13 protein-coding genes are annotated in these 20821 nt (G+C 61.7%); 9 read left to right on the plus strand and 4 right to left on the minus strand.

Annotated features, from left to right (window positions below; all coding sequences use genetic code 11):
• Positions 1–128 precede the first annotated feature (128 nt).
• The 5 genes from AACY44_RS04135 (at position 129) to AACY44_RS04155 (ending at position 6471) form a co-directional block, all read left to right on the plus strand.
• Complete coding sequence (locus tag AACY44_RS04135; RefSeq protein ID WP_339417410.1) at positions 129–2279, plus strand: DUF1631 domain-containing protein; 2151 nt, start codon at positions 129–131, stop codon at positions 2277–2279.
• A gap of 61 nt (positions 2280–2340) precedes the next feature.
• Positions 2341–2904, plus strand: coding sequence for a 1,6-anhydro-N-acetylmuramyl-L-alanine amidase AmpD (gene ampD, locus AACY44_RS04140; RefSeq protein WP_339417412.1), 564 nt, complete (start codon positions 2341–2343; stop codon positions 2902–2904).
• Complete coding sequence (gene ampE, locus AACY44_RS04145) at positions 2901–3737, plus strand: regulatory signaling modulator protein AmpE (RefSeq protein WP_339417413.1); 837 nt, start codon at positions 2901–2903, stop codon at positions 3735–3737. The genes ampD and ampE overlap by 4 nt, the downstream gene beginning before the upstream one ends.
• Positions 3738–5208: 1471 nt before the next feature.
• Positions 5209–5913, plus strand: coding sequence for a methyl-accepting chemotaxis protein (locus AACY44_RS27640; RefSeq protein ID WP_445261927.1), 705 nt, complete (start codon positions 5209–5211; stop codon positions 5911–5913).
• Positions 5914–6039: 126 nt separating this feature from the next.
• Entirely contained in the window at positions 6040–6471 is a 432-nt protein-coding gene (locus tag AACY44_RS04155) for a hypothetical protein (protein WP_339417415.1), read from the plus strand.
• Here AACY44_RS04155 and AACY44_RS04160 read toward each other — a convergent pair.
• Together AACY44_RS04160 and cra are read right to left on the minus strand one after the other, a co-directional pair.
• Positions 6418–7194 (minus strand): TatD family hydrolase, encoded by a 777-nt coding sequence (locus AACY44_RS04160; protein ID WP_339417417.1) that lies wholly within the window; start codon positions 7192–7194, stop codon positions 6418–6420. The two genes, AACY44_RS04155 and AACY44_RS04160, sit on opposite strands and share 54 nt — an antisense overlap.
• Before the next feature lie 2 nt (positions 7195–7196).
• Positions 7197–8192: a catabolite repressor/activator gene (gene cra / locus AACY44_RS04165; protein WP_339417419.1), complete on the minus strand. Its 996-nt coding sequence runs from the start codon at positions 8190–8192 to the stop codon at positions 7197–7199.
• A 292-nt stretch (positions 8193–8484) separates the two neighbouring features.
• Between cra and ptsP the strand changes: the two genes are divergently transcribed.
• From ptsP to AACY44_RS04185, 4 genes are all read left to right on the plus strand, one after another.
• Complete coding sequence (gene ptsP, locus AACY44_RS04170; protein WP_339529847.1) at positions 8485–11343, plus strand: phosphoenolpyruvate--protein phosphotransferase; 2859 nt, start codon at positions 8485–8487, stop codon at positions 11341–11343.
• Positions 11344–12264, plus strand: a complete 921-nt coding sequence (gene pfkB, locus AACY44_RS04175) for a 1-phosphofructokinase (RefSeq protein WP_339417424.1) — start codon at positions 11344–11346, stop codon at positions 12262–12264. It abuts the gene before it with no gap.
• Between the two features lie 11 nt (positions 12265–12275).
• Positions 12276–13979 (plus strand): PTS fructose-like transporter subunit IIB, encoded by a 1704-nt coding sequence (locus tag AACY44_RS04180; RefSeq protein ID WP_339417426.1) that lies wholly within the window; start codon positions 12276–12278, stop codon positions 13977–13979.
• A gap of 185 nt (positions 13980–14164) precedes the next feature.
• Positions 14165–15706, plus strand: a complete 1542-nt coding sequence (locus tag AACY44_RS04185; protein ID WP_339529849.1) for an alkaline phosphatase D family protein — start codon at positions 14165–14167, stop codon at positions 15704–15706.
• Positions 15707–15776: 70 nt separating this feature from the next.
• Here the strand turns inward: AACY44_RS04185 and AACY44_RS04190 are convergent, their stop codons facing one another.
• Complete coding sequence (locus tag AACY44_RS04190) at positions 15777–18302, minus strand: sulfite reductase flavoprotein subunit alpha (RefSeq protein WP_339529851.1); 2526 nt, start codon at positions 18300–18302, stop codon at positions 15777–15779.
• A 136-nt stretch (positions 18303–18438) separates the two neighbouring features.
• Positions 18439–20724 (minus strand): TonB-dependent receptor, encoded by a 2286-nt coding sequence (locus AACY44_RS04195; protein ID WP_339417429.1) that lies wholly within the window; start codon positions 20722–20724, stop codon positions 18439–18441.
• Between the last annotated feature and the right edge of the window lie 97 nt (positions 20725–20821).

A 20821-nucleotide genomic window follows, 5' to 3' on the forward strand; every position in this document is an offset into this window, starting at 1 on the left:
CCCTCATTTACCGTGCGATGGCAGAGTTTACTGGCGCAACCCACCTCATTTGCAAGATAATCTTGCGCCTTGCAATTGGCGTCATAGCTTTGACGTTTAGACAAATACCGCCGTTTCAGGAGGCCAGGATGCACAATGACGGAAAGGTGGTGCCAATCAAAAAGGCACACGCCACGCCATCGCCGCTCGCCCGACTTCCGGTGGTGTTGCTGCAGGTCCGCGACAAGGCGGTGCAACAGTTGCAGCAAGGGCTGCAGGAACTGTTCGATAACGCCGATGACACGTTGTTCGAAATGGCCGACAGGTCGCGCAACATGCTTGACCACCATATTTTCTTTGAAGCCATGCGCGACCTGCGCCTTAAGCGCAAGAATTTTGAGCGCGTGTTCCTGGAGCAGCTATTTGAAGCCTTCGCCAGCCTGGGCCAGGCGGGGCAGGCAGAGCTGCAACGGTTGCCGGTGGTTTCCTATGACGCGCCGTCTGGTTCATCCAAGGATGCCCTGGAAAAAGTCGTGGCGCTTGAAGCCATGCTCGGCCGGGTGCGACACCGTGACGGCCTGGCCCTTGGCCAACTCACTGCGCGATTGAGCGCATTACTGGGCAATCGCCTGGATGAGCGTGAGAACCCGCTGGGGCCCGCGCTGCTGTGTGAGTTTTTCCTGCAGGCGGGACGCAGCCTCGGTGTGGAGATTCGCGTCAAACTGATCATGCTCAAGCTCTTTGAAAAATACGTGCTCAGTGACGCCGGCCAGTTGTATGGCGAAGCCAATCAATTGCTGGTCGCGACCGGCGTATTGCCGGAACTCAAGGCCGTACCGTCCCCTCGGCTTGAGGCGCGTGCGGCCCGCGAACACGCGCGCGAAGAGGCTTCGCCGGCCGCCGATCAGCCCGTCGACGAAAATGGCCAGGAAGCTTTCGCCGCGCTCCAGAAATTACTCGCAGTGGTACGTGGCAGCGTGGCGCCAACGCTTGAGGCCAGTGCCGAACCGTTGCCTATTTCCACCCGTGACCTGTTACGCCTGCTGTCCCACTTGCAGCAGTACGTGCCGGAGCCTGAGGCCGAGGACGATTTCGACCTGTGTAACCAGCTTGAACAGTTGCTCACCCGTGTCAGCGTCAAGAGTGGTAAGTCGCGGGTCGTAGAGGATGCGGACGAAGACGTAATCAACCTGGTCGCGCTGTTATTCGAATTTATCCTCAACGACCTCACCGTGCCCGGTGCCTTCAAGGCTGTGATCGGTCGCCTGCAGATCCCGATGCTGAAAGTCGCGTTGCTCGACAAGAGCTTTTTCAGCCGCGCCGGTCACCCGGCACGACGCTTGCTCAATGAAATCGCGGCCGCCGTCATGGGCAGCAGTCCGTGTGAAGACGACCAGCGCGACCACCTTTATCTGCGCATCGAGCAGGTCGTGCAGCGTTTGCTCAATGAGTTCGTCGAAGACCCGGCGATTTTTCCCCAATTGCTCGCAGAGTTCAGCGCGTTTACCGCCGATGAACGGCGACGCAGCGACCTGCTTGAACAGCACACCCGCGATGCCGAAGCTGAACACGTGCGCACCGAAGCCGTACGCCAGCGCGTGGCCGATGTGCTTAATCGACGGTTGTTGGGCAAGGTCCTGCCGCGTCCGGTGGTGCAGTTCCTGCAGCAGGCATGGAGCCAGGTGTTGTTGCTGGCCAGTCTCAAGCATGGTGAGCAGTCGGTGCAATGGCAAGCGGCGTTGCGCACCATGGATGAGCTGATCTGGAGTGTCAGCCTGCAGCAAGACACCGAAGCCGGGCGCCATTTGCTGGAGCAACTGCCTGGCTTGCTCAAGGCCTTGCGCGATGGGTTGACCAGTGCCGCGTTCGACCCGTTCAGCACCCGTGAATTCTTTCTGCGCTTGCAGGCCTTGCACGTCCAGGCGCCCGAAGGCTTGGAAGATCTGATCGAAGTGCGCGAGCCGTTTGTCCTCAGCGCGACGTCGCCCGCCCCGGTCATCGACCTGCCGGGCAACGACCCGGACTTGCTCAGGGCTCAAGAACTAAAGGTGGGTAGCTGGGTGGTGTTCCACACGGACGCGACCGCCGCACTGCGGTGCAAGCTGACGGCGATCATGGCACCGGCCAACACGTATATTTTCACCAGCCGCACGGGGCTCAAGGTGCTGGAGAAGAGTACCGGCCAGTTGGCGCTGGCGTTCAAGCGTGGCACGCTGCATTCCTTGGACGACGGCCCCCTGTTCGAGCGCGCGCTGGCCGCGGTGTTGAATAAACTGCGTCAACTCAATCGCGGCAAGTGATCGCAACCAGAGGGTCGAACGCGGCATACTGGTCATACGTTGTCTCGTTCAAGGAACCTGTATGCAGTTGGACCCCACCAGCGGTTGGTGCCAGGGCATTCGTCATTGCCCTTCGCCCAACTTCAACGAGCGCCCCGCAGGCGAAATCTCACTGTTGGTGGTGCATAACATCAGCTTGCCACCGGCGCAGTTCGCCACCGGTAAAGTGCAGGAGTTTTTCCAGAACCGCCTGGATGTCACGGAACATCCCTACTTTGAAGGGATTGCCGACCTACGGGTGTCTGCGCATTTTCTGATTGAGCGCGATGGCACGGTGACGCAGTTTGTCTCCTGCCTCGACCGCGCCTGGCATGCCGGGGTTTCGTATTTCGAGGGCCGGGAAACCTGTAATGACTTTTCCCTGGGGGTAGAGCTGGAAGGCACGGATAATCAGCCCTTCACCGACGCACAATATGGGTCGCTGATCGACCTGACCCGCCAATTGCTGGCGGCCTACCCAGGCATCACCCCCCAGCGCATTTGTGGTCACAGCGATATCGCGCCGGGACGCAAGACCGATCCCGGCCCCGCTTTTGATTGGACGCGCTTTCGCAGCGCCCTGCAGGATGGAGGACACGCACGATGAGTTTTCTGGTGTTGGTACTGGCCGTATGGATCGAGAAGTTCTCGGCCCTGCGCCAGCGGTTGCAGCGCGATGGTGGTTGGCTGCGCGAACTGGCCAAGCTGGAATCGAGCCCGAGCATGGGCAAGCGTCCCTGGCTGATTCTGATAGTGCTGGTGTTGTTGCCGGTGGCATTGCTGGCGTTGTTGCTGCTGGTGCTCGAGCCGGTGGCATACGGCCTGTTGGCGCTGCCGGTGCACTTGGTAGTGGTGATCTACAGCCTGGGCCGTGGTGATCTGCTCGCTGGGCTCGGTCCGTTTCGCGATGCCTGGCGCCGTGGCGACCTGCAAGCTGCCGAGCACGTGGCCGAACGTGACCTGAACCTCAGCGCCGACAGTGGCGAACAACTGCTCGAATGCGTTCAGGGCCATCTATTGTGGCAGGCGTACCAGAGCTTTTTTGCGGTGATTTTCTGGTACTTCCTGCTGGGCCCGGTGGCTGCCTTGGCCTATCGCCTGCTTGCCCTGGCCAGTGAGCACAGCAAGAACCCGCTGGTCGCTGAGCGCGCCGGGCAACTGCGCCACGCGTTTGACTGGCTGCCGGTGCGCCTGTTGGCGGCCAGCTTTGCCTTGGTGGGCAATTTCGTCGCGGTTGGCCGCGTGATGCTGCACGAACTGCTGAGCTGGGACATCAGCGCTGCCCAATTGGTGGAAAAAGTCGGCCTGGTCGCCGCCGAAATCCCGCCACCGGCGGTGGGCGCCGATGGCATCATCAGCCTGGATCGCATATGGGAACTGCTGCTGCGCGCCGCAGTGCTGTGGTACGCCGGGTTTGCCATCTGGGCAGTGTTGCCCTAGTCGAGTGAGTGCGGGCACATTATTTTTCGGCTGCCCCGCTGCCGTTAACCTTAAGTTACAAAACTCCCTTTCAAATTGAGCTATACAGATGCTGGCTAACTGCCGCCCTGCGCCTCAATAAAAATAAAAGAAAGGGAGTTCACCTGTGAAGAGCTTGCTCTATCCCGCCGTCGCGCTAATGAACCGCCTGAGCTTCGGCATGAAGTTCAGCTTGATCAGCGTGCTGTTCCTGCTGCCCATGCTGGCGACCAACTATTACCTGGTGCGCGATTCGTGGCGTGAATTCCAGGGCACACGTGTGGAATTGCAAAGCCTCGACTTACTCGGCAGCAGCCTGGCCTTGCGCCGCGACCTGGAAACCCTCAACAACCAAGTCCAAATCAACGCCACCCTCGGCCAGTCCGGCAAGGCCGGCGACCTTGAGGGCAAGATCAGCGCATTGGAAGACAGTGTCCTGAGCCGCCTGCAAAGCCTCAGCGCCATGGCGACCGACCCCGAGCAAGTCGCCGCTTTTGACGGCAAGCGCGACGAGTTGATCGCGGCCTTCAAGGCCCAGCAGCAGGAAACGTCGCTGCTGAGCAAAAGTGCACTGATCGGTAAGTTGCTCAACAAGGCACAGATGCTCAGCCAGATCATCGCCAGCCAATCCGGTTTGAGCCGCGACCCCCAGAGCGATCTGCGCCAGCTCAGCGAATTGATCACCAGCGTGACCCCGCAAGTCACGCAGACCCTGGGTGAAGGTCGGGCAATCGGTGCGTATTCCCTGGGCCAAGGCTTTCTTAATTCATCGTCCAGTACGCGCTTTGACGAACTGTTGCAGCAATTGGAAAAACTCCAGGCCGAATATGGCTTGAAGTTGCAGGATGCCTTGGGCGCCAGCCAGGCGGCGCACACCGCACTCGATGGCCTGGCCAAGGCCAGCAACGCCAGCTTGAAGCAAGGCAGCGAGTTGTTTGAAGAGCAGGTGGTGATGGCGCAAACCCTTGACGCGCCCTGGCAGGGTTTCTACGACGGTGTCAGCCAGTTGATGGCCCAGACCTACCAGTTGGACGACGCCACGCTGGCATTTCTCGGACAGCAGTTGGAGCAACGCCTGGCGCAGAACCGCACGCACATGGTGGTGCTGGTCCTGGCCCTGACGGTGGTGTTCCTGCTGATCTTCTATTTGTACGCAGGGTTTTACGCCTCCACGCGCACAACCCTGCGGCGCCTGGGGGCGATGATGGACAAGGTGGCGGCCGGCGACATGACGGTCGCCTTTGTCGCGGATAGCCGCGATGAGTTGGGCGACCTGGGCCAGGTGTTCAATGGCACCGTCGCGAAGATCCATGACTTGATCGAACGTGTCGGACACACCGTCAGCCAGGTCGAGCTCCAAGCCGGCCAGGTGGAAACGGTCTCAGCCCAGAGCAATCAGGCGGTGTCCGGGCAGCGCACGCAGATTGAGCAAGTCGCGACGGCCATGAACCAGATGTCGTCCACTGCCCAGGAAGTCGCACGCAGTGCGGCGGCGGCGGTCAGCAGTGCCCACAGCGTCAACGATGAAACTGTCAGTGGCCGTAGCCTGGTGCAATCCCAGCAGGGCAGCATCGCGCGGCTGGCCTCGGAGATCGATCAGTCGGTGCGGGTGATTAACCAATTGGCCACCGACAGCCAATCCATCAGCAGCGTGTTGGAAGTGATCAAGAGCATTGCCGAGCAAACCAACCTGCTGGCACTCAACGCCGCCATTGAGGCCGCGCGGGCCGGTGAGCAGGGGCGTGGTTTTGCGGTGGTGGCCGACGAGGTGCGCACCCTGGCCCGGCGTACGCAGCACTCCACAGAGGAAATCGAACAGATGATCAGCCGCTTGCACAGCGGTGTGTCGGCCGCCGTGACGGCCATGGGCAGCAGCCATGAAATGGCCAATGGCACCGTTGAGCAGTCAGAAAGGGTCCAGCAGGCCTTGGAAAATATCCTCGGTGCCGTGGGCATGATCGTCGATCAAAACCAGCAGATCGCTGCGGCCGTGGAGCAACAGACGGCTGTCGCCCACGATATCGACCAGAACATCGTCGCAATCAATCGGGCCGGCGAACATGCCGCCGAGGGCGCGCATCAGACCGAAGCGGCGAGCCGGCAGTTATCGATGCAGGTGATCGAGTTGAAGCAATTGATCGGTGCGTTTCGCGTGTAAGACCTGGGCGTAGGATTTGTCGTCGGATGGCGTGGTGCTTGTCCTGATTTTCCGGCGTCCCTTTTCTGTTCTCCTGAATGGGTGAAAATTGTTTCACTCGATTTCAAGTTCAGGGGAGGCACAGCGATGACCGCTGCAATCGGCATCAAAGGGCACTGCGCCCATTGCGACATCACCTTTGAGCTCAAGCCTTGGCAGTTGAATGCCATTGCTATCGAAGAGCCATTCGATTGCCCGTACTGCCAGTGGGTATTGCGATTGAACTGCCCCCGGCAACTGCGTCAGTTCAAGTCCCTGGACCATTGGGCCTTGGTGCGCCCGAGCATGGTGGTCTTGACCTGTATTGTGCTGATTGTGGTGCTGGTCGCGGAGTGGCTGGGGCTGATCAGTGTGATCGGCCAGTTCAACGTCTCGCTGGTGGTGCTGCTGGTGCATTTCCTGGCGTTGCGTTATGCCCGTTACCGCCAACAGCTAACGCTGGACCTGCAAGGGGTCACGCCGAACCTACCAATTGAACAGCTCGCAGGCATTGCGTGTGCTCGCCTCAGCCAGCAATAGCGGGCTGATACCCATGCGCTCGGCCAGGGCGGTGCAGATAGCTGGCAGGTGCTCGGGGCTGTTGCGTTGGCCGGGGAACATGGCCGGTGCCATATCGGGCGAGTCGGTTTCCAGCACCACCGCGTCGAGCGGCAGTTGCGCCAATACCTTGTGCATACGCAGGGCCTGTGGCCAGGTAGGGGCGCCGCCCAAGCCCAGCTTGAAGCCGAGCTTGATGTACTCGCGGGCTTCTTCTTGGCTACCGGCAAACGCATGGATGATGCCGCCACGGGGTAGGCGGATGCGCTTGAGGGTGGCGATCACAGCGGCGTGGCTGCGACGTACATGCAGTAACGCTGGCAATTGGAAGTCCACCGCCAGCTTCAGTTGAGCTTCAAACAGGCTCTGCTGGCGTTCGCGGTCCAGTTGCTCGAGAAAGTAATCCAGGCCGATCTCACCGACCGCACACAGTTGCCGGTGGCCGTGCAGGCGAGTCAGCCAGTCGCCCAATTCCGACAGGTCGGCGGGACCATGCTCATCAAGGTACACCGGGTGCAGGCCAAAGGCGGCGAACAAACCTTCGTCCGCTTGCACCAGATCCCACACGCGCTGCCAATTTTGCTGATACACCCCCAGCAGCACCATGCGTCGCACACCCAATGCCCGGCTATGACTGAGGACGTCCCGGCGATCGCTGTCGAAATCCGCAAAGTCCAGGTGGGTGTGGGTGTCGATCAACTCCACGTTCAGGCCTCGTGAATACGCTGCTTGAACGTCCGGCCAATGGCGTGCACACCAGGTTGGTACTGCTCTTCTTCGATAGCGGCCAGGGCCAGGCGCAGGGCGGTTTCGGCGATCTGCTGATGTTGTTGGGCCATGGCGTTGACCGGCAGCGGCAGGAAGTCCAGCAACTGGGTGTCACCAAACGTGCCCAGGCGCAGCGGGCGTGATTTGAGCGGAAAGTCATGCAACGCATCGAACACGCCTTGCAGCAGCACGTAGGACGTGGTCACCAGCGCGTCAGGCAAATGCCCCAGTTGACCCAGAAGTTGCTCCATCAACTGCCGGCCGCAGTCGCGGCTGAACGCATCGCCGTGTTCGACGATCACCTCGCCGGTAAAGCCTTCGAGCGCTTCACGGAAACCAGCGGCACGTTCCTGGCTGATGCTCAGCTCGGGCCGTGCGCCGATCAGCACGATCTGCTTGGGCAGTGGTTGCAGCAGGCTGCTGGTTAATTGCTGGCACGCCTGGCGGTCGTCGCTGACCACTGAGCAGAATTGATCCGCGCGCATTACCCGGTCGATGGCAATCACCGGCAAACCCTTGGCTTGCAGCGCGTGATAACTGTCATCGCTGGCCGGCAGGCAACTGGCCACAAACAACGCATCACAACGGCGGGCGCGGAACAGTTGCAGTAATTGGCGCTCGCTGTCGGCGTCATCGTCGGAACTGGCGATCAGCAACTGATAGCCACGCGCCCGTGCGCCTTGCTCCAGGAGCTTGGCGATGCGTGCGTAACTTGGGTTTTCCAGGTCGGGCAGGATAAAACCCAAGGTGCGCGTGTGCCGACTGCGCAGCCCGGCGGCCTGGGGGTTGGGGGTAAAGCCATGGGCTTCGACGACAGCGCGCACCCGTTCGACGGTGGCGTTGCTGATGCGTTGCTGTTCGGCCTTGCCATTGATGACGTAGCTGGCGGTGGTCACGGACACACCGGCGAGACGTGCGATATCACTGAGTTTCAAACCGGGATTTCCTTGTTTTTTGGAGCTTGCCCCGACATTTTGTCCAATCGTAACCGATTCCTGTGGACGGCCAATGTCCTGGCTCAAGCGCCGAGCGGTTCTTCAAGGATGAGTAATTAACGCGTAGTCTTCCATAAAGTCTAGATTAAACGTTTCAGCCAGCGTATTTTTACGAAGATCGCGTCTGAGTAGCTACTGCCAATTGACTGCTCGGTCAGTATTTATAAACACCCCTTACACTGTTTGTTTAAAACAATACCTAGTGCGCCACCGCACTAACTAGGAGAACGGCATGCTTGAGCTCACTGTAGAGCAGATTTCCATGGGCCAGGTGGCTGTGGATAAATCTGCTGCCTTGCACCTGCTCGCTGAAAAACTGGTGGCCGACGGCCTGGTCGCCGAGGGTTACCTCAGCGGTTTGCAAGCCCGTGAAGCCCAGGGCTCGACCTTCCTCGGCCAAGGTATTGCCATCCCCCATGGCACCCCCGAAACCCGTGACCACGTATTTTCTACCGGTGTGCGCCTGCTCCAGTTCCCCGAAGGGGTGGACTGGGGTGACGGCCAGATCGTGTACTTGGCGATCGGCATTGCCGCTAAATCCGACGAACACCTGCGCCTGTTGCAACTGCTCACCCGTGCCCTCGGCGAAACCGACCTGGGCCAGGCCCTGCGCCGTGCCGGCACTGCCGAAGCCTTGCTGAAGCTGCTGCAAGGTGCGCCGCAGGAGTTGGCACTGGATGCGCAGATGATCGGCCTGGGTGTGTCCGCCGATGATTTCGAAGAGTTGGTGTGGCGCGGCGCACGCCTGTTGCGCCAGGCCGACTGTGTCAGCAACGGTTTCGCCGCCGTCCTGCAGCAGGTCGACGCACTGCCCCTGGGCGATGGCCTGTGGTGGTTGCACAGCGAGCAAACGGTCAAGCGCCCGGGCCTGGCGTTTGTCACGCCGGATAAACCCATGCGTTACCTCGGCCAGCCGCTCAATGGCTTGTTCTGCCTGGCCAGCCTAGGTGAAGCCCACCAGACGTTGCTTGAGCGCTTGTGTGCCTTGCTGATTGAAGGTCGCGGCCAGGAACTCGGCCGCGCCACCAGCAGCCGCGCGGTGCTTGAAGTGCTGGGCGGCGAATTGCCGCCAGACTGGCCGAGCGCGCGCATCACCTTGGCCAACGCCCACGGCCTGCACGCGCGCCCGGCGAAGATCCTCGCGCAACTGGCGAAAAGTTTTGAAGGCGATATTCGCGTGCGCATCGTCGATGGCCCGGTGGGCGCCGTGTCGGTGAAAAGCCTGAGCAAACTGCTCAGCCTCGGCGCGCGTCGCGGCCAGGTGCTGGAGTTTGTCGCCGAGCCGACGATTGCCGGCGATGCGCTGCCCGCGCTGTTGGCGGCGGTGCAAGAAGGCCTCGGCGAAGACGTCGAGCCGCTGCCGACCCTGAGTGCCCAGCCCGAAATCCTCGACATCGAGCCGGTGCTCAGCGCGCCGCTGGCCGGCAGCCAGATCCAGGCCATCGCCGCGGCGCCAGGCATTGCCATCGGCCCTGCGCATATCCAGGTTCAGCAGACGTTCGATTACCCGCTGCGCGGCGAATCCTCGGCCATTGAGCGCCAGCGCCTGCAAAGCGCACTGGCCGAGGTGCGCGGTGATATCAACGGCCTGATCGAACGCAGCCAATCCAAGGCTATCCGCGAGATTTTCATCACTCACCAGGAAATGCTCGACGACCCGGAACTGACCGACGAAGTCGACACCCGCCTCAAGCAAGGCGAGAGCGCCGAAGCGGCGTGGATGAGCGTGATCGAAGCCGCCGCCAAGCAGCAGGAGTCTTTGCAGGACGCTTTGCTCGCCGAACGTGCGGCTGACCTGCGTGATGTCGGCCGACGCGTGCTGGCTCAACTGTGCGGGGTTGAAACGGTTCAGGCGCCAAGCGAACCTTACATTCTGGTGATGGACGAAGTCGGCCCGTCCGACGTTGCACCGCTTGATCCCTCGCGCGTCGCCGGCATCCTCACCGCCCGTGGTGGCGCGACCGCCCACAGCGCCATCGTCGCCCGTGCCCTCGGTATTCCAGCGCTGGTCGGTGCAGGGCCCGCCGTATTGCTGCTGGCCTCCGGTACGCCGTTGCTGCTGGATGGCCAGCGCGGTCGCCTGCATGTCGACGCTGACGCTGCCACCCTGCAGCGCGCTACGGTTGAGCGCGACACCCGTGAACAACGCCTGCAAGCCGCTTCCGCGCAGCGTCATGAACCAGCGCTGACCCGTGACGGCCACGCCGTGGAAGTATTCGCCAACATCGGCGAAAGCGCTGGTGTCGCCAGCGCGGTGGAGCAGGGTGCCGAAGGCATCGGTTTGCTGCGTACCGAACTGATTTTCATGGCCCACCCGCAAGCGCCGGACGAAGCCACCCAGGAAGCTGAATACCGTCGCGTGCTCGACGGCCTCGGCGGTCGCCCACTGGTAGTGCGCACCCTGGATGTAGGGGGTGACAAGCCGCTGCCGTATTGGCCAATCGCGCAGGAGGAAAACCCCTTCCTCGGCGTGCGCGGCATCCGTCTCACCTTGCAACGCCCGCAGATCATGGAAGCGCAATTGCGCGCATTGCTGCGCTCGGCGGACAACCGCCCGTTGCGCATCATGTTCCCCATGGTTGGCAGCGTTGACGAATGGCGCGCGGCCCGCGACATGACCGAGCGCCTGCGCCTGGAAATCCCGGTAGCCGACCTGCAATTGGGCATCATGATCGAAGTGCCATCGGCTGCTTTGCTTGCGCCGGTATTGGCCAAGGAAGTCGACTTCTTCAGCGTCGGCACCAACGACCTGACCCAGTACACCCTGGCCATCGACCGCGGCCATCCGACCTTGTCGGCCCAGGCTGATGGCCTGCACCCGGCGGTGTTGCAACTGATCGACATCACCGTGCGCGCCGCCCATGCCCATGGCAAATGGGTAGGGGTGTGCGGCGAATTGGCGGCGGACCCGCTGGCAGTGCCGGTGCTGATCGGCCTGGGGGTGGATGAGTTGAGTGTGTCGGCCCGCAGCATTCCTGAAGTGAAGGCGCGGGTGCGCGAATTCAGTCTGAGCGAGGCCCAGGGCCTGGCGCAAAAAGCACTCGCGGTGGGCTCGCCCGCTGAAGTGCGTGCCCTAGTGGAGGCCGTGTAAATGGCAAGGATTCTGACCCTGACGCTGAACCCGGCGTTGGACCTCACGGTACGCCTGGCGCGCCTGGAACCCGGTGAAGTGAACCGCAGTGACGCCGTGCTCACCCACGCCGCCGGCAAGGGCGTGAATGTGGCGCAGGTGCTGGCGGATTTGGGCCATCACGTGAGCGTGGGTGGTTTTCTCGGTGCGGCAAACCCCGAGGCGTTTGATGCACTGATTGCCAGTCGTGGATTTGGCGACGCGTTCATTCGCGTGCCGGGCGAAACCCGGAGCAACATCAAGATTGCCGAACAAGACGGCCGGGTTACCGACATCAATGCGCCGGGGCCTGTGGTGAGTGAGCAGGCGCAACGAGAACTGCTCAAGAGGGTGGCGATGATCGGCCCTGAATTCGATGCGGTGGTGGTGGCCGGCAGCTTACCGCGCGGCGTCAGCCCGCAGTGGTTTCAGGGCTTGCTCGAGGAACTCAAGGCACTCGGTTTGAAAGTCGCCCTGGACACCAGTGGCGAAGCGCTGCGCGCCGGCTTGAAGGCTGGCCCGTGGATGGTCAAACCCAACACCGAAGAGCTGGCCGAAGCCTTGGGAAATGCCACGGACGCTATCAGTCAGTTGCATCAGCAGGGCGTGGAGCATGTGGTGGTTTCCGACGGTGCCGCCGGCGTGAGCTGGTACAGCCCGGCCGGGGCACTGCATGCTAAGCCGCCACAGGTGACGGTCGCCAGTACCGTCGGCGCCGGCGACTCGCTGCTGGCCGGGATGCTGCACGGTGTGCTCAGTGGCGATGCGCCGGAGCACACCCTGCGCCGGGCCACGGCGATTGCCGCCATGGCCGTCACGCAGATTGGTTTCGGCATCAGCGATGACGCGCAGTTGGCGCGTCTCGAAAGCGGCGTACACGTACGCCCGCTGACAGAACAATAAGAGGGTTTGTGATGAAATTAGCCATTGTTACTGCCTGCCCGAACGGCATGGTCACCAGTGTGCTGTGCGCTCGCTTGTTGGACGCTGCCGCGCAGCGCCAGGGCTGGAGCACCAGCGTTGAGGTGGTGGACGTACAGCGCCCGGAACGCCAGTTGTCCCAGGCCACGATTGATGACGCTGAGTGGGTGTTGCTGGTCAGCAGCACCCCTGTCGACATGCAACGGTTTGTCGGCAAGCGCGTGTTCCAGAGCACCCCGGCCCAGGCGCTGGCGGATGTCGACGCTGTGTTGCGTCGCGGCGCCGAAGAGGCGCAGGTCTACGTTGCGGTTGCACCTGTAGCCAAAAATACACCGCGCATCGTCGCGATTACGGCCTGCCCAACGGGCGTCGCCCACACCTTCATGGCCGCCGAAGCCTTGCAGCAGACGGCCAAGCGTTTGGGCTATGACTTGCAAGTCGAAACCCAGGGTTCGGTCGGCGCACGCACGCCATTGAGTCCGCAAGCGATTGCGAATGCCGACGTGGTGCTGCTGGCGGCCGATATTGAAGTGGCCACCGAGCGCTTCGCCGGCAAGAAAATCTACCGCTGCGGCACCGGTATTGCCCTCAAGCAGTCCGAAGCCACCCTCAACAAGGCCCTCGCCGAAGGTGCTGTGGAAAGCGCCGCCAGCGGCGCGGTGGCCAAGAAAGAAAAAACCGGTGTGTACAAACACCTGCTGACCGGCGTGTCGTTCATGTTGCCGATGGTGGTGGCGGGCGGGTTGTTGATTGCGTTGTCGTTCGTCTTCGGTATTCACGCGTTTGAACAAGAGGGCACGCTCGCCGCTGCGCTGAAAACCGTCGGCGATCGCGCTTTCATGCTGATGGTGCCGCTGCTGGCGGGCTACATCGCCTACTCGATTGCCGACCGTCCTGGCATTGCGCCGGGGATGATCGGCGGCCTGTTGGCGGGCACCTTGGGCGCGGGTTTTATTGGCGGCATCCTCGCCGGTTTCCTCGCAGGCTACTGCGTCAAGTTCATTTCGCGTGCGGTGCAATTGCCGCAGAGTCTGGAAGCGCTCAAGCCGATCCTGATCATCCCGTTGCTGGCAAGCCTGTTCACCGGCCTGGCGATGATCTATCTGGTGGGCCCGCCGGTGGCGCGTCTGCTCACGGGCCTTACTGACTTCCTCAGCACCATGGGCACCACCAATGCGGTGCTGCTAGGCATCCTGCTGGGCGGCATGATGTGCGTCGACCTCGGCGGGCCGATCAACAAGGCGGCGTATGCGTTCTCGGTCGGCTTGCTGGCGGCGTCCAGCGGTGCACCGATGGCCGCGACCATGGCCGCCGGCATGGTGCCGCCCATCGGCATGGGCATCGCTACGTTCCTGGCGCGACGCAAGTTCGCCCAGGCCGAACGCGAAGCCGGCAAGGCGGCGATGATCCTCGGCATGTGCTTTATCTCTGAAGGCGCGATCCCGTTTGCCGCCAAGGACCCGCTGCGCGTTATCCCGGCCAGCATCGCCGGCGGCGCCTTGACCGGTGCGCTGTCGATGTACTTCGGCTGCAAACTGGCGGCGCCCCATGGTGGGTTGTTTGTGCTGATCATCCCGAATGCGATGAACCATGCGCTGTTGTATCTGCTGGCGATTGTCGCGGGTAGTTTGTTGACCGGTTTGGTCTACGCGTTGATCAAGCGGCCTGAAGCGGTCGAACTGTCGGTCACGGCCTGAGAAATGTGGGCGCGGGCTTGCTCGCGAATGCAGTGGATCAGCCAGCACATGTGGCGACTGATACACCGTATTCGCGAGCAAGCCCGCTCCCACATTTTGATCTCAACTGATCGCGGGATCAGTGTCATCTCTGATTCATACGCACATGCTTAAGTTTCCCTTTTGATCCTCAAGAGGGCACCTGCATGAGCCACTTCGATCTCGGTCGCCGCCGCGTGATGCAAGCCGTCGGCGCCGGCCTGTTACTGCCGGGCCTGGCCCCGGCAGTGATCGCCTCCGTGAAGGACCGCCCGCAACTCACTGACGGTGTGCAGTCCGGCGACCTGCTCGGCGACCGCGCGATGATCTGGAGCCGCAGCGACCGCCCCGCGCGCATGGTGGTGGAGTGGGACACCCGCAGCGTGTTCAGCAACCCGCGCACATTCATCTCGCCGCTCGCCGACAATCGCACCGACTTTACCGCCCGTGTCGAACTCACCGGGCTGCCCGCCGACCAGGCGATTTTCTACCGCGTGCATTTCGAAGACGCCCAGACCGGTGTCGCCAGCGAACCCTGGTTCGGCCACCTGCGCAGCGTGCCGCAAAAGCGCCGTGATATTCGTTTTGTGTGGAGCGGCGACACCGTCGGCCAAGGCTTCGGCATCAACCCGGACATCGGCGGCATGCGCATCTACGAAGCCATGCGCTTGCGCCTGCCGGACTTCTTTATCCACAGCGGCGACACCATCTACGCCGACGGCCCGGTGCCGGCGCAGCTTAAGGTTGAAGATGGGCGCATCTGGCGCAATATCACCACCGAAGCCAAGAGCAAAGTTGCCGAAACCCTGGATGAATATCGCGGCAATTACCGCTACAACCTGATGGACGAAAACGTGCGTCGCTTCAACGCCGAGGTGCCGCAGATCTGGCAATGGGACGACCACGAAGTGGTGAACAACTGGTCGCCGAGCAAGCAGCTCGATGAGCGTTACCAGACCAAGGACATCAACACCTTGGTCGGCCGCGCGCGCCAGGCCTGGTTGGAATATTCCCCGATGCGCCGGCAAAGCGCCGATGGCGGCGGGCGGATTTATCGCAAGCTCAGTTATGGTCCATTGTTGGATGTGTTCGTGCTGGATATGCGCAGTTATCGTGGCCCCAACGATGACAACCTGGGCGGCGAAAAACCCTTCCTCGGTCGTGAGCAATTGGACTGGCTCAAGGGCGAACTCAAGGCGTCCCAGGCGCAGTGGAAAGTGATCGCCGCTGACATGCCCATTGGTCTTGGCGTGCCTGATGGTGAGGTGAGCCCCGGTGTAGCGCGCTGGGAAGCCATCGCTAACAATGACCCGGGTGCGCCGCAAGGTCGCGAGTTGGAAATTGCCGAATTGCTGGGCTTTTTAAGGGCTCAGAAGGTGCGCAACCATGTGTGGTTGACGGCGGATGTGCACTACTGCGCGGCGCATCACTACCACCCGGATCGCGCCGCGTTCCAGGATTTTGAACCGTTCTGGGAGTTTGTCGCCGGGCCGCTGAACGCGGGGAGTTTCGGGCCTAATCCGCTGGATAAAACCTTTGGGCCCGAGGTGGTGTTCGAGAAGGCACCACCGGCACAGAACACCTCACCGTTTGCCGGATTCCAGTTTTTTGGCGAGGTGCAGATTGATGGGCAGACGGCGGAGTTGACGGTCATCCTTCGTGATCTGGATGGCGTCTGCGTATTCGAGCAAAAGCTGCAACCTGTCTGACTTGGAGTGCAATCAAAACTGTGGGAGCGAGCAAGTCCGCTCCCACAGTTAGATCTTCATTGTGATTAAGTCAGTAGACATCCCGGCGGTAGCGACCTTGCTCGATCAACCGCGCTACGGCTTCACTGCCGAGAATATCCACCAGCGCCTGATCCACCCCAGCCGCCATCCCCTGCAAACTCCCGCACACATAAATCGCCGCGCCTTCGCTCAGCCACTTACGCAGCACATCGGCTGATTCCCGCAGACGATCCTGCACGTAGACCTTATCGGTCTGATCGCGGGAAAACGCCAGGTCCAGCAACGCCAGATCACCACTGGCCAACCAGCCCTGCAGCTCGTCCTGGCACAGGAAGTCATGGGCGATATTGCGTTCGCCGAACAGCAGCCAGTTGCGTTGCTGCCCGTCGGCAATCCGCGCCTTGAGCAAGCTGCGCAGGCCTGCCAGGCCGGTGCCGTTGCCCAGCAGGATCAGCGGCACCGGTGCCTCCGGCAGGTGGAAGCCACTGTTGCGACGCAGGCGCAGGCTGATGCTTGACCCGATGCTGGCGTGTTCGGTGAGCCAGCCGCTGGCCAACCCCAGGCTGCCGTCGGGGTGGCGTTCCTGGCGCACGATCAGCTCCAGCACGCCCTCGCTGGCAATCGAGGCGATGGAGTATTCGCGCATGCCCAGGGGCACCAACGCGTTCACCAAGGCCTGGGCGTGCAGGCCGACCAAGTGGGTGCGGTTGTCCGGCAGTTGGCGCGTGGCGAGCGCCTGGTTGAGGGACTGCGCCATGCCGTCGATCAATACGCCATCGCTGCCGACCAGGCCGAGGCCGCCGAGGAAGTGTTCGATGGCCCAGGGGCAATTGCGTGGCAGCACTTCCACCAGATCACCGGCTTGCCAGCTTTGAGGCGACGGCGAGGTGAGGCCCAGCAAATATACGTTCGAGCCGCTGCTGTCGTGGTTGAGCAGGGTGCGTTGGCTGAGCGTCCAGTTTTCGTACTGGGCGGTCGGCCAGGCTGCCACGGCGGTGTGGCCTGTGAGTTGTCCAAGCTGTTGTTGCCAGTGCAGCAGCGCGCTGGTGTCACCGCTGTCTACTTCCACTGGCGCGAACAGGGGGTTGCCGCCCTGGTGGGTCAGCCAGAAATTCAGGCGCCGTGCAAAACCGCAGAAGTGTTCGTATTGGCGGTCGCCCAATGCCAGTACCGAGTAGTTCAGACCTTTGAGAGACAGGTCCTGACCGAGCACGCTGCGCTCGAAACCACGGGCGCTGTCGGGGGCTTCGCCGTCACCGAAGGTGCTGACCACGAACAACGCATTTTCCGACTGGCGCAAGTCATCCTGGCTGACGCTGCCCAGGGGCTGCACCTTCACCGGCAAGCCTGCCGCTTGTAGTTGCCCAGCCGTTTGCCATGCAAGCTGTTCGGCAAAACCGCTCTGGCTGGCAAAGCCGATCAGCCAGGCCGGGGCATCGCTGGTATTGGCAGTGAGGCCTTGACGTGCATCGCGCACCTGGCGTTTTTTGCGACGACGGTCCAGGTACAGCAGCCAGCCGGTGATGAAGAACAACGGCATCAGCAATGAGCTGACCGTGAGGATAATCCGCCCTGTCAGGCCAAAATAGCTGCCGGTGTGCAGCGCATAAACGCTGGTCAGCAATTGGGCGCCGAGCGTCTTGCTGGCGTATTGGTCGTGGGATTTAACCTCGCCGGTGGCCGGGTCCAGGTTGATCTGGTTCAGCGCGCGGTCATGGGGCGAGTTGCTCAGCAGGTAATAGACCGTGGCCGGTTGCCCCGCGACCGCTGGCATGCGGATGTTATAGGCGCTCAAACCTGGGCCGGCGTTGCTGTAGATGCTGCTCCAGATGGCGTCGTAGTTGGCCACTGGTGCCGCGCCGTCGGGCGCCGGGCCGCGCTTGCGAACCCTTTCATTGTGAGGTGCGTCGGACAACAGTTTGGTCAGGCCCTGGCTGTACCAATCGTAGGACCAGGTCAGCCCGGTCAGTGCCGACAGAAGATAGGCCAGCAGGCACCAGGTGCCGAATACCGAGTGCAGGTCCCAGCTGAAGCTGCGGCCCTTTTTGCGCCAGTCCAACGTCAGCCAGGCCCGCCAGCTCGCCACTTGGCGCGGCCAGCGCAGGTACAAGCCGGAGAGGCAGAAGAACACCAGAATCAGCGTGCAGGCGCCGGTGATCTGCCGGCCGGTTTCGCCCATGACCAGGAAACGGTGCAGTTGCAGGATAAAACCGAACGCGTCCTGGCCGACGGCGTCGCCCATGTAGTCGCCGGTGTAGGGGTCGAAGTAGCGCATCTGGCCACGGCGCTCGCCGGGCGGCGGGGTGAAGAACACGCGCGCAGCGTTACCGCTTTCGCTTTCCACCCAGAGCATGGACACGGTCTTGCCTTCAGTGGCCTCCAGTTTGCGCACCAGCTCGGCGGGCGGCAGCACACCCGCTTCGCGTTTCTCGACGTTCAGTACCGTGGGGTTGAGCGCGCGCAGAATCTCATCCTGAAACGAAACCGCAGCTCCGGTGATCCCCATCAAGGCCAGCACCAGCCCGGCAGTAATGCCAAAGAACCAGTGCAACTGGAACAGGGTTTTCTTCAACACGTCTGACCGCCTCGTCTATCTGAATATGTAGGGCACGGCGCGCATTATGCCGTGGCTTGTCGAGAAACATTCTGTGTAACACGCAAAAGCCCCACGCATCCGATGCGTGGGGCTTTTTGATGCGTGGCGCTGCTGTTTAAAAGTGGAAGCTGGTGGTCAACAGTGCCGTGCGACCGGCTGCCTGGTTGGCGAAGTGGGTCGAGAATGCCTTGTCGTAGTAAACCTTGTCGGTCAGGTTTTGCACGTTCAATTGAAGGTCGACGTTCTTGGTCAGCTTGTAGCTGGCCATGGCGTCGTAGCGGGTGTAGGACGGTACGTAAACGGTGTTGCCGGCGTCGCCGTAAACGTCGTCAACGTAGAACGCGCCACCACCGATGGTGAGTTTGGAGGTGACGTCGTAGGTGGTCCATAGGCTGAAGGTGTTCTTCGGCGTGTTTGGCATTTGGTTGCCTTCATTGGAGCCGGCACTGATCACACCGTTACGACCATTACGTCCGGATTTGACCAGCTCGCTGTCGAGGTAGCTGTACCCGGCGAACACCTGCCATTGGTCGGTCAGCTTGCCGCTGGCCGACAGCTCCAGGCCGTCGACCTGGGATTCGCCAGCGTTCTCGTAGGTCAAGGCATCCACGAGGATGCGCGTGTTTTTCTTCTCGGTACGGAATACGGCGGCAGTCAGCGAGAGGCGATCGTGGAACAGGTCCCACTTGGTGCCCAGCTCGTAGTTGACGGTTTCTTCCGGTTGCAGATCGCTGGTGGCGGCACCGGCTGACAGAGGGTTGCCGTCGGAACCTTCACCTACCAGGCCGCCAGCCGGCGTTGCCGAAGTTGCGTAGGACGCATAGATGCTGGCGTTTTCCACAGGCTTCCAGACCAGGCCGGCCTGCCAGTTGAAGAACTGGCTGTCTTCCTTGGTTTTGGTACGGCCGGTGGTCGCGTTGGTGTGGGCTACCGTGTCAAAGGTGTCGTAGCGCAGGCCGACGTTCAGCAGCCATTTCGGATCGAGTTCGATGGTGTCGAACACATAGGCGCCACGGCTGGTGGCCTTGGTGTGGGTGCCGTTGTAGTTGCGCGCGACGCTACCGGTCCAGGCGTCATCCGGGTTCGGATTGCTCAGCGAGGTGCACTGGCCACCCCGTCCTCCGCCGGCCACGGTGCAGGTCGGGTTGGTGTTCGGGCTTACGGTATAGCCGCTGACACGCGTTTCTTCACCGGTGAATTCCAGGCCTGTGGAGTAACTGTGCTTGAAGCCCAAGGCCTGGAAGCTGCCGAACAGGTCGGTCTGGTTGGTGGTCGTGGTGGTGGTCGATACGCGGGTGTTGGCACGACGCCACACGGTGCCGTATTTGTTGACGTTGAGCTTGCTGTCGTCCGGCTGTGTCAGCACGTAATCCTGGCCGGTGCTGCCATGACGCAGGGTGTTTTTCAGGGTCATGTTGTCGTTCAAATCGTGCTCGATGGAGAACGTACTGATATCGGCGCGGGTCTTGCGGAAGTCGCGGCTCTTGAGGCCGTAGAAGTTGTTGCTGTCGCCGCCGTCGGTGGGTTTGTCATGCACGTGAGCGGTCGCGGTCGCCGAGCTGTAGCCGTAGGGAATCCCCGAGTCCGGCAGATCGTTGCTTTCCATGTGGTAGTAGCTGAGGTTGACGCGGGTTGGGGTGCCCAGACCAAACGTCAGCGACGGCGCTACGCCCCAACGGTCGTAATTCACCGCGTCGCGGCCCGCCACGTTCTGCTCGTGGCTCATCAGGTTCAGGCGGAACGCGGCGCTGTCGTCGAGGAACTGGCGGTTCACGTCGAGTACGTAGCGGCGGGTCTGGTCGGAACCGTAGGTAAAGCCACCGTTGGTGAAGTCCCGCGCTTGCGGGGTCTTGCTCACCAGGTTGAGGCTGCCACCGGCCGAGCCACGGCCGCCGAAGGAAGAGTTCGGGCCTTTGCTGACTTCAATCGACTCGATGTCGAAGATCTCCCGGCTCTGGCCACCGGTGTCGCGCACGCCGTCCAGGTAGGTGTCGCCCTGGGCGTCAAAACCACGGATGAACGGACGGTCGCCCTGGGGGTTCCCGCCTTCTCCGGCGCCGAAGGTAATGCCCGGTACGGTGCGCAAGGCGTCCTGCAACGAGGTGGCCGCGGTGTCCTTGAGCACTTGTTGTGGCACCACGGTGACCGAGCGCGGGGTGTCGACCAGCGGCGCGGTGTATTTCTGCGACGAGGCTTTTTCGACCTGGTAGGAGGTGTTGTCCTGTTCTTCCCCGGTGATGCTGGTGGCGCCCAGGGAGATGCTGTTGCGCTGGCCTTTTTGTTCAGTGTCTTCAGCCGCCTGCGCCAGGTGGGCAACAGAGCTGGCGCTGAGCGCAACGCCGATGGCCGAAGCCAGCATGCGTGGTGAACTGGCAGGTATTTTTGTAGTAGTGCGCGACATGACGTGTCCTTTCCCCAAGGATGTGAGGCCGCGGAATATAGTGGTAACAAGTATTTCTATCAATTGAGATATATTGCTAATTGCACTGAATTTACAT

This window comes from Pseudomonas sp. RA_15y_Pfl1_P11 (assembly GCF_963970975.1).
Taxonomy (GTDB): domain Bacteria; phylum Pseudomonadota; class Gammaproteobacteria; order Pseudomonadales; family Pseudomonadaceae; genus Aquipseudomonas; species Aquipseudomonas tritici.

Coding starts and splice junctions, on each gene's coding strand:
- AACY44_RS04135 (WP_339417410.1), top strand. CDS start 129: ATGCACAATGACGGAAAGGTGGTGCCAATCAAAAAGGCACACGCCACG.
- ampD (WP_339417412.1), top strand. CDS start 2,341: ATGCAGTTGGACCCCACCAGCGGTTGGTGCCAGGGCATTCGTCATTGC.
- ampE (WP_339417413.1), top strand. CDS start 2,901: ATGAGTTTTCTGGTGTTGGTACTGGCCGTATGGATCGAGAAGTTCTCG.
- AACY44_RS27640 (WP_445261927.1), top strand. CDS start 5,209: ATGTCGTCCACTGCCCAGGAAGTCGCACGCAGTGCGGCGGCGGCGGTC.
- AACY44_RS04155 (WP_339417415.1), top strand. CDS start 6,040: ATGACCGCTGCAATCGGCATCAAAGGGCACTGCGCCCATTGCGACATC.
- ptsP (WP_339529847.1), top strand. CDS start 8,485: ATGCTTGAGCTCACTGTAGAGCAGATTTCCATGGGCCAGGTGGCTGTG.
- pfkB (WP_339417424.1), top strand. CDS start 11,344: ATGGCAAGGATTCTGACCCTGACGCTGAACCCGGCGTTGGACCTCACG.
- AACY44_RS04180 (WP_339417426.1), top strand. CDS start 12,276: ATGAAATTAGCCATTGTTACTGCCTGCCCGAACGGCATGGTCACCAGT.
- AACY44_RS04185 (WP_339529849.1), top strand. CDS start 14,165: ATGAGCCACTTCGATCTCGGTCGCCGCCGCGTGATGCAAGCCGTCGGC.
- AACY44_RS04195 (WP_339417429.1), bottom strand. CDS start 20,724: ATGTCGCGCACTACTACAAAAATACCTGCCAGTTCACCACGCATGCTG.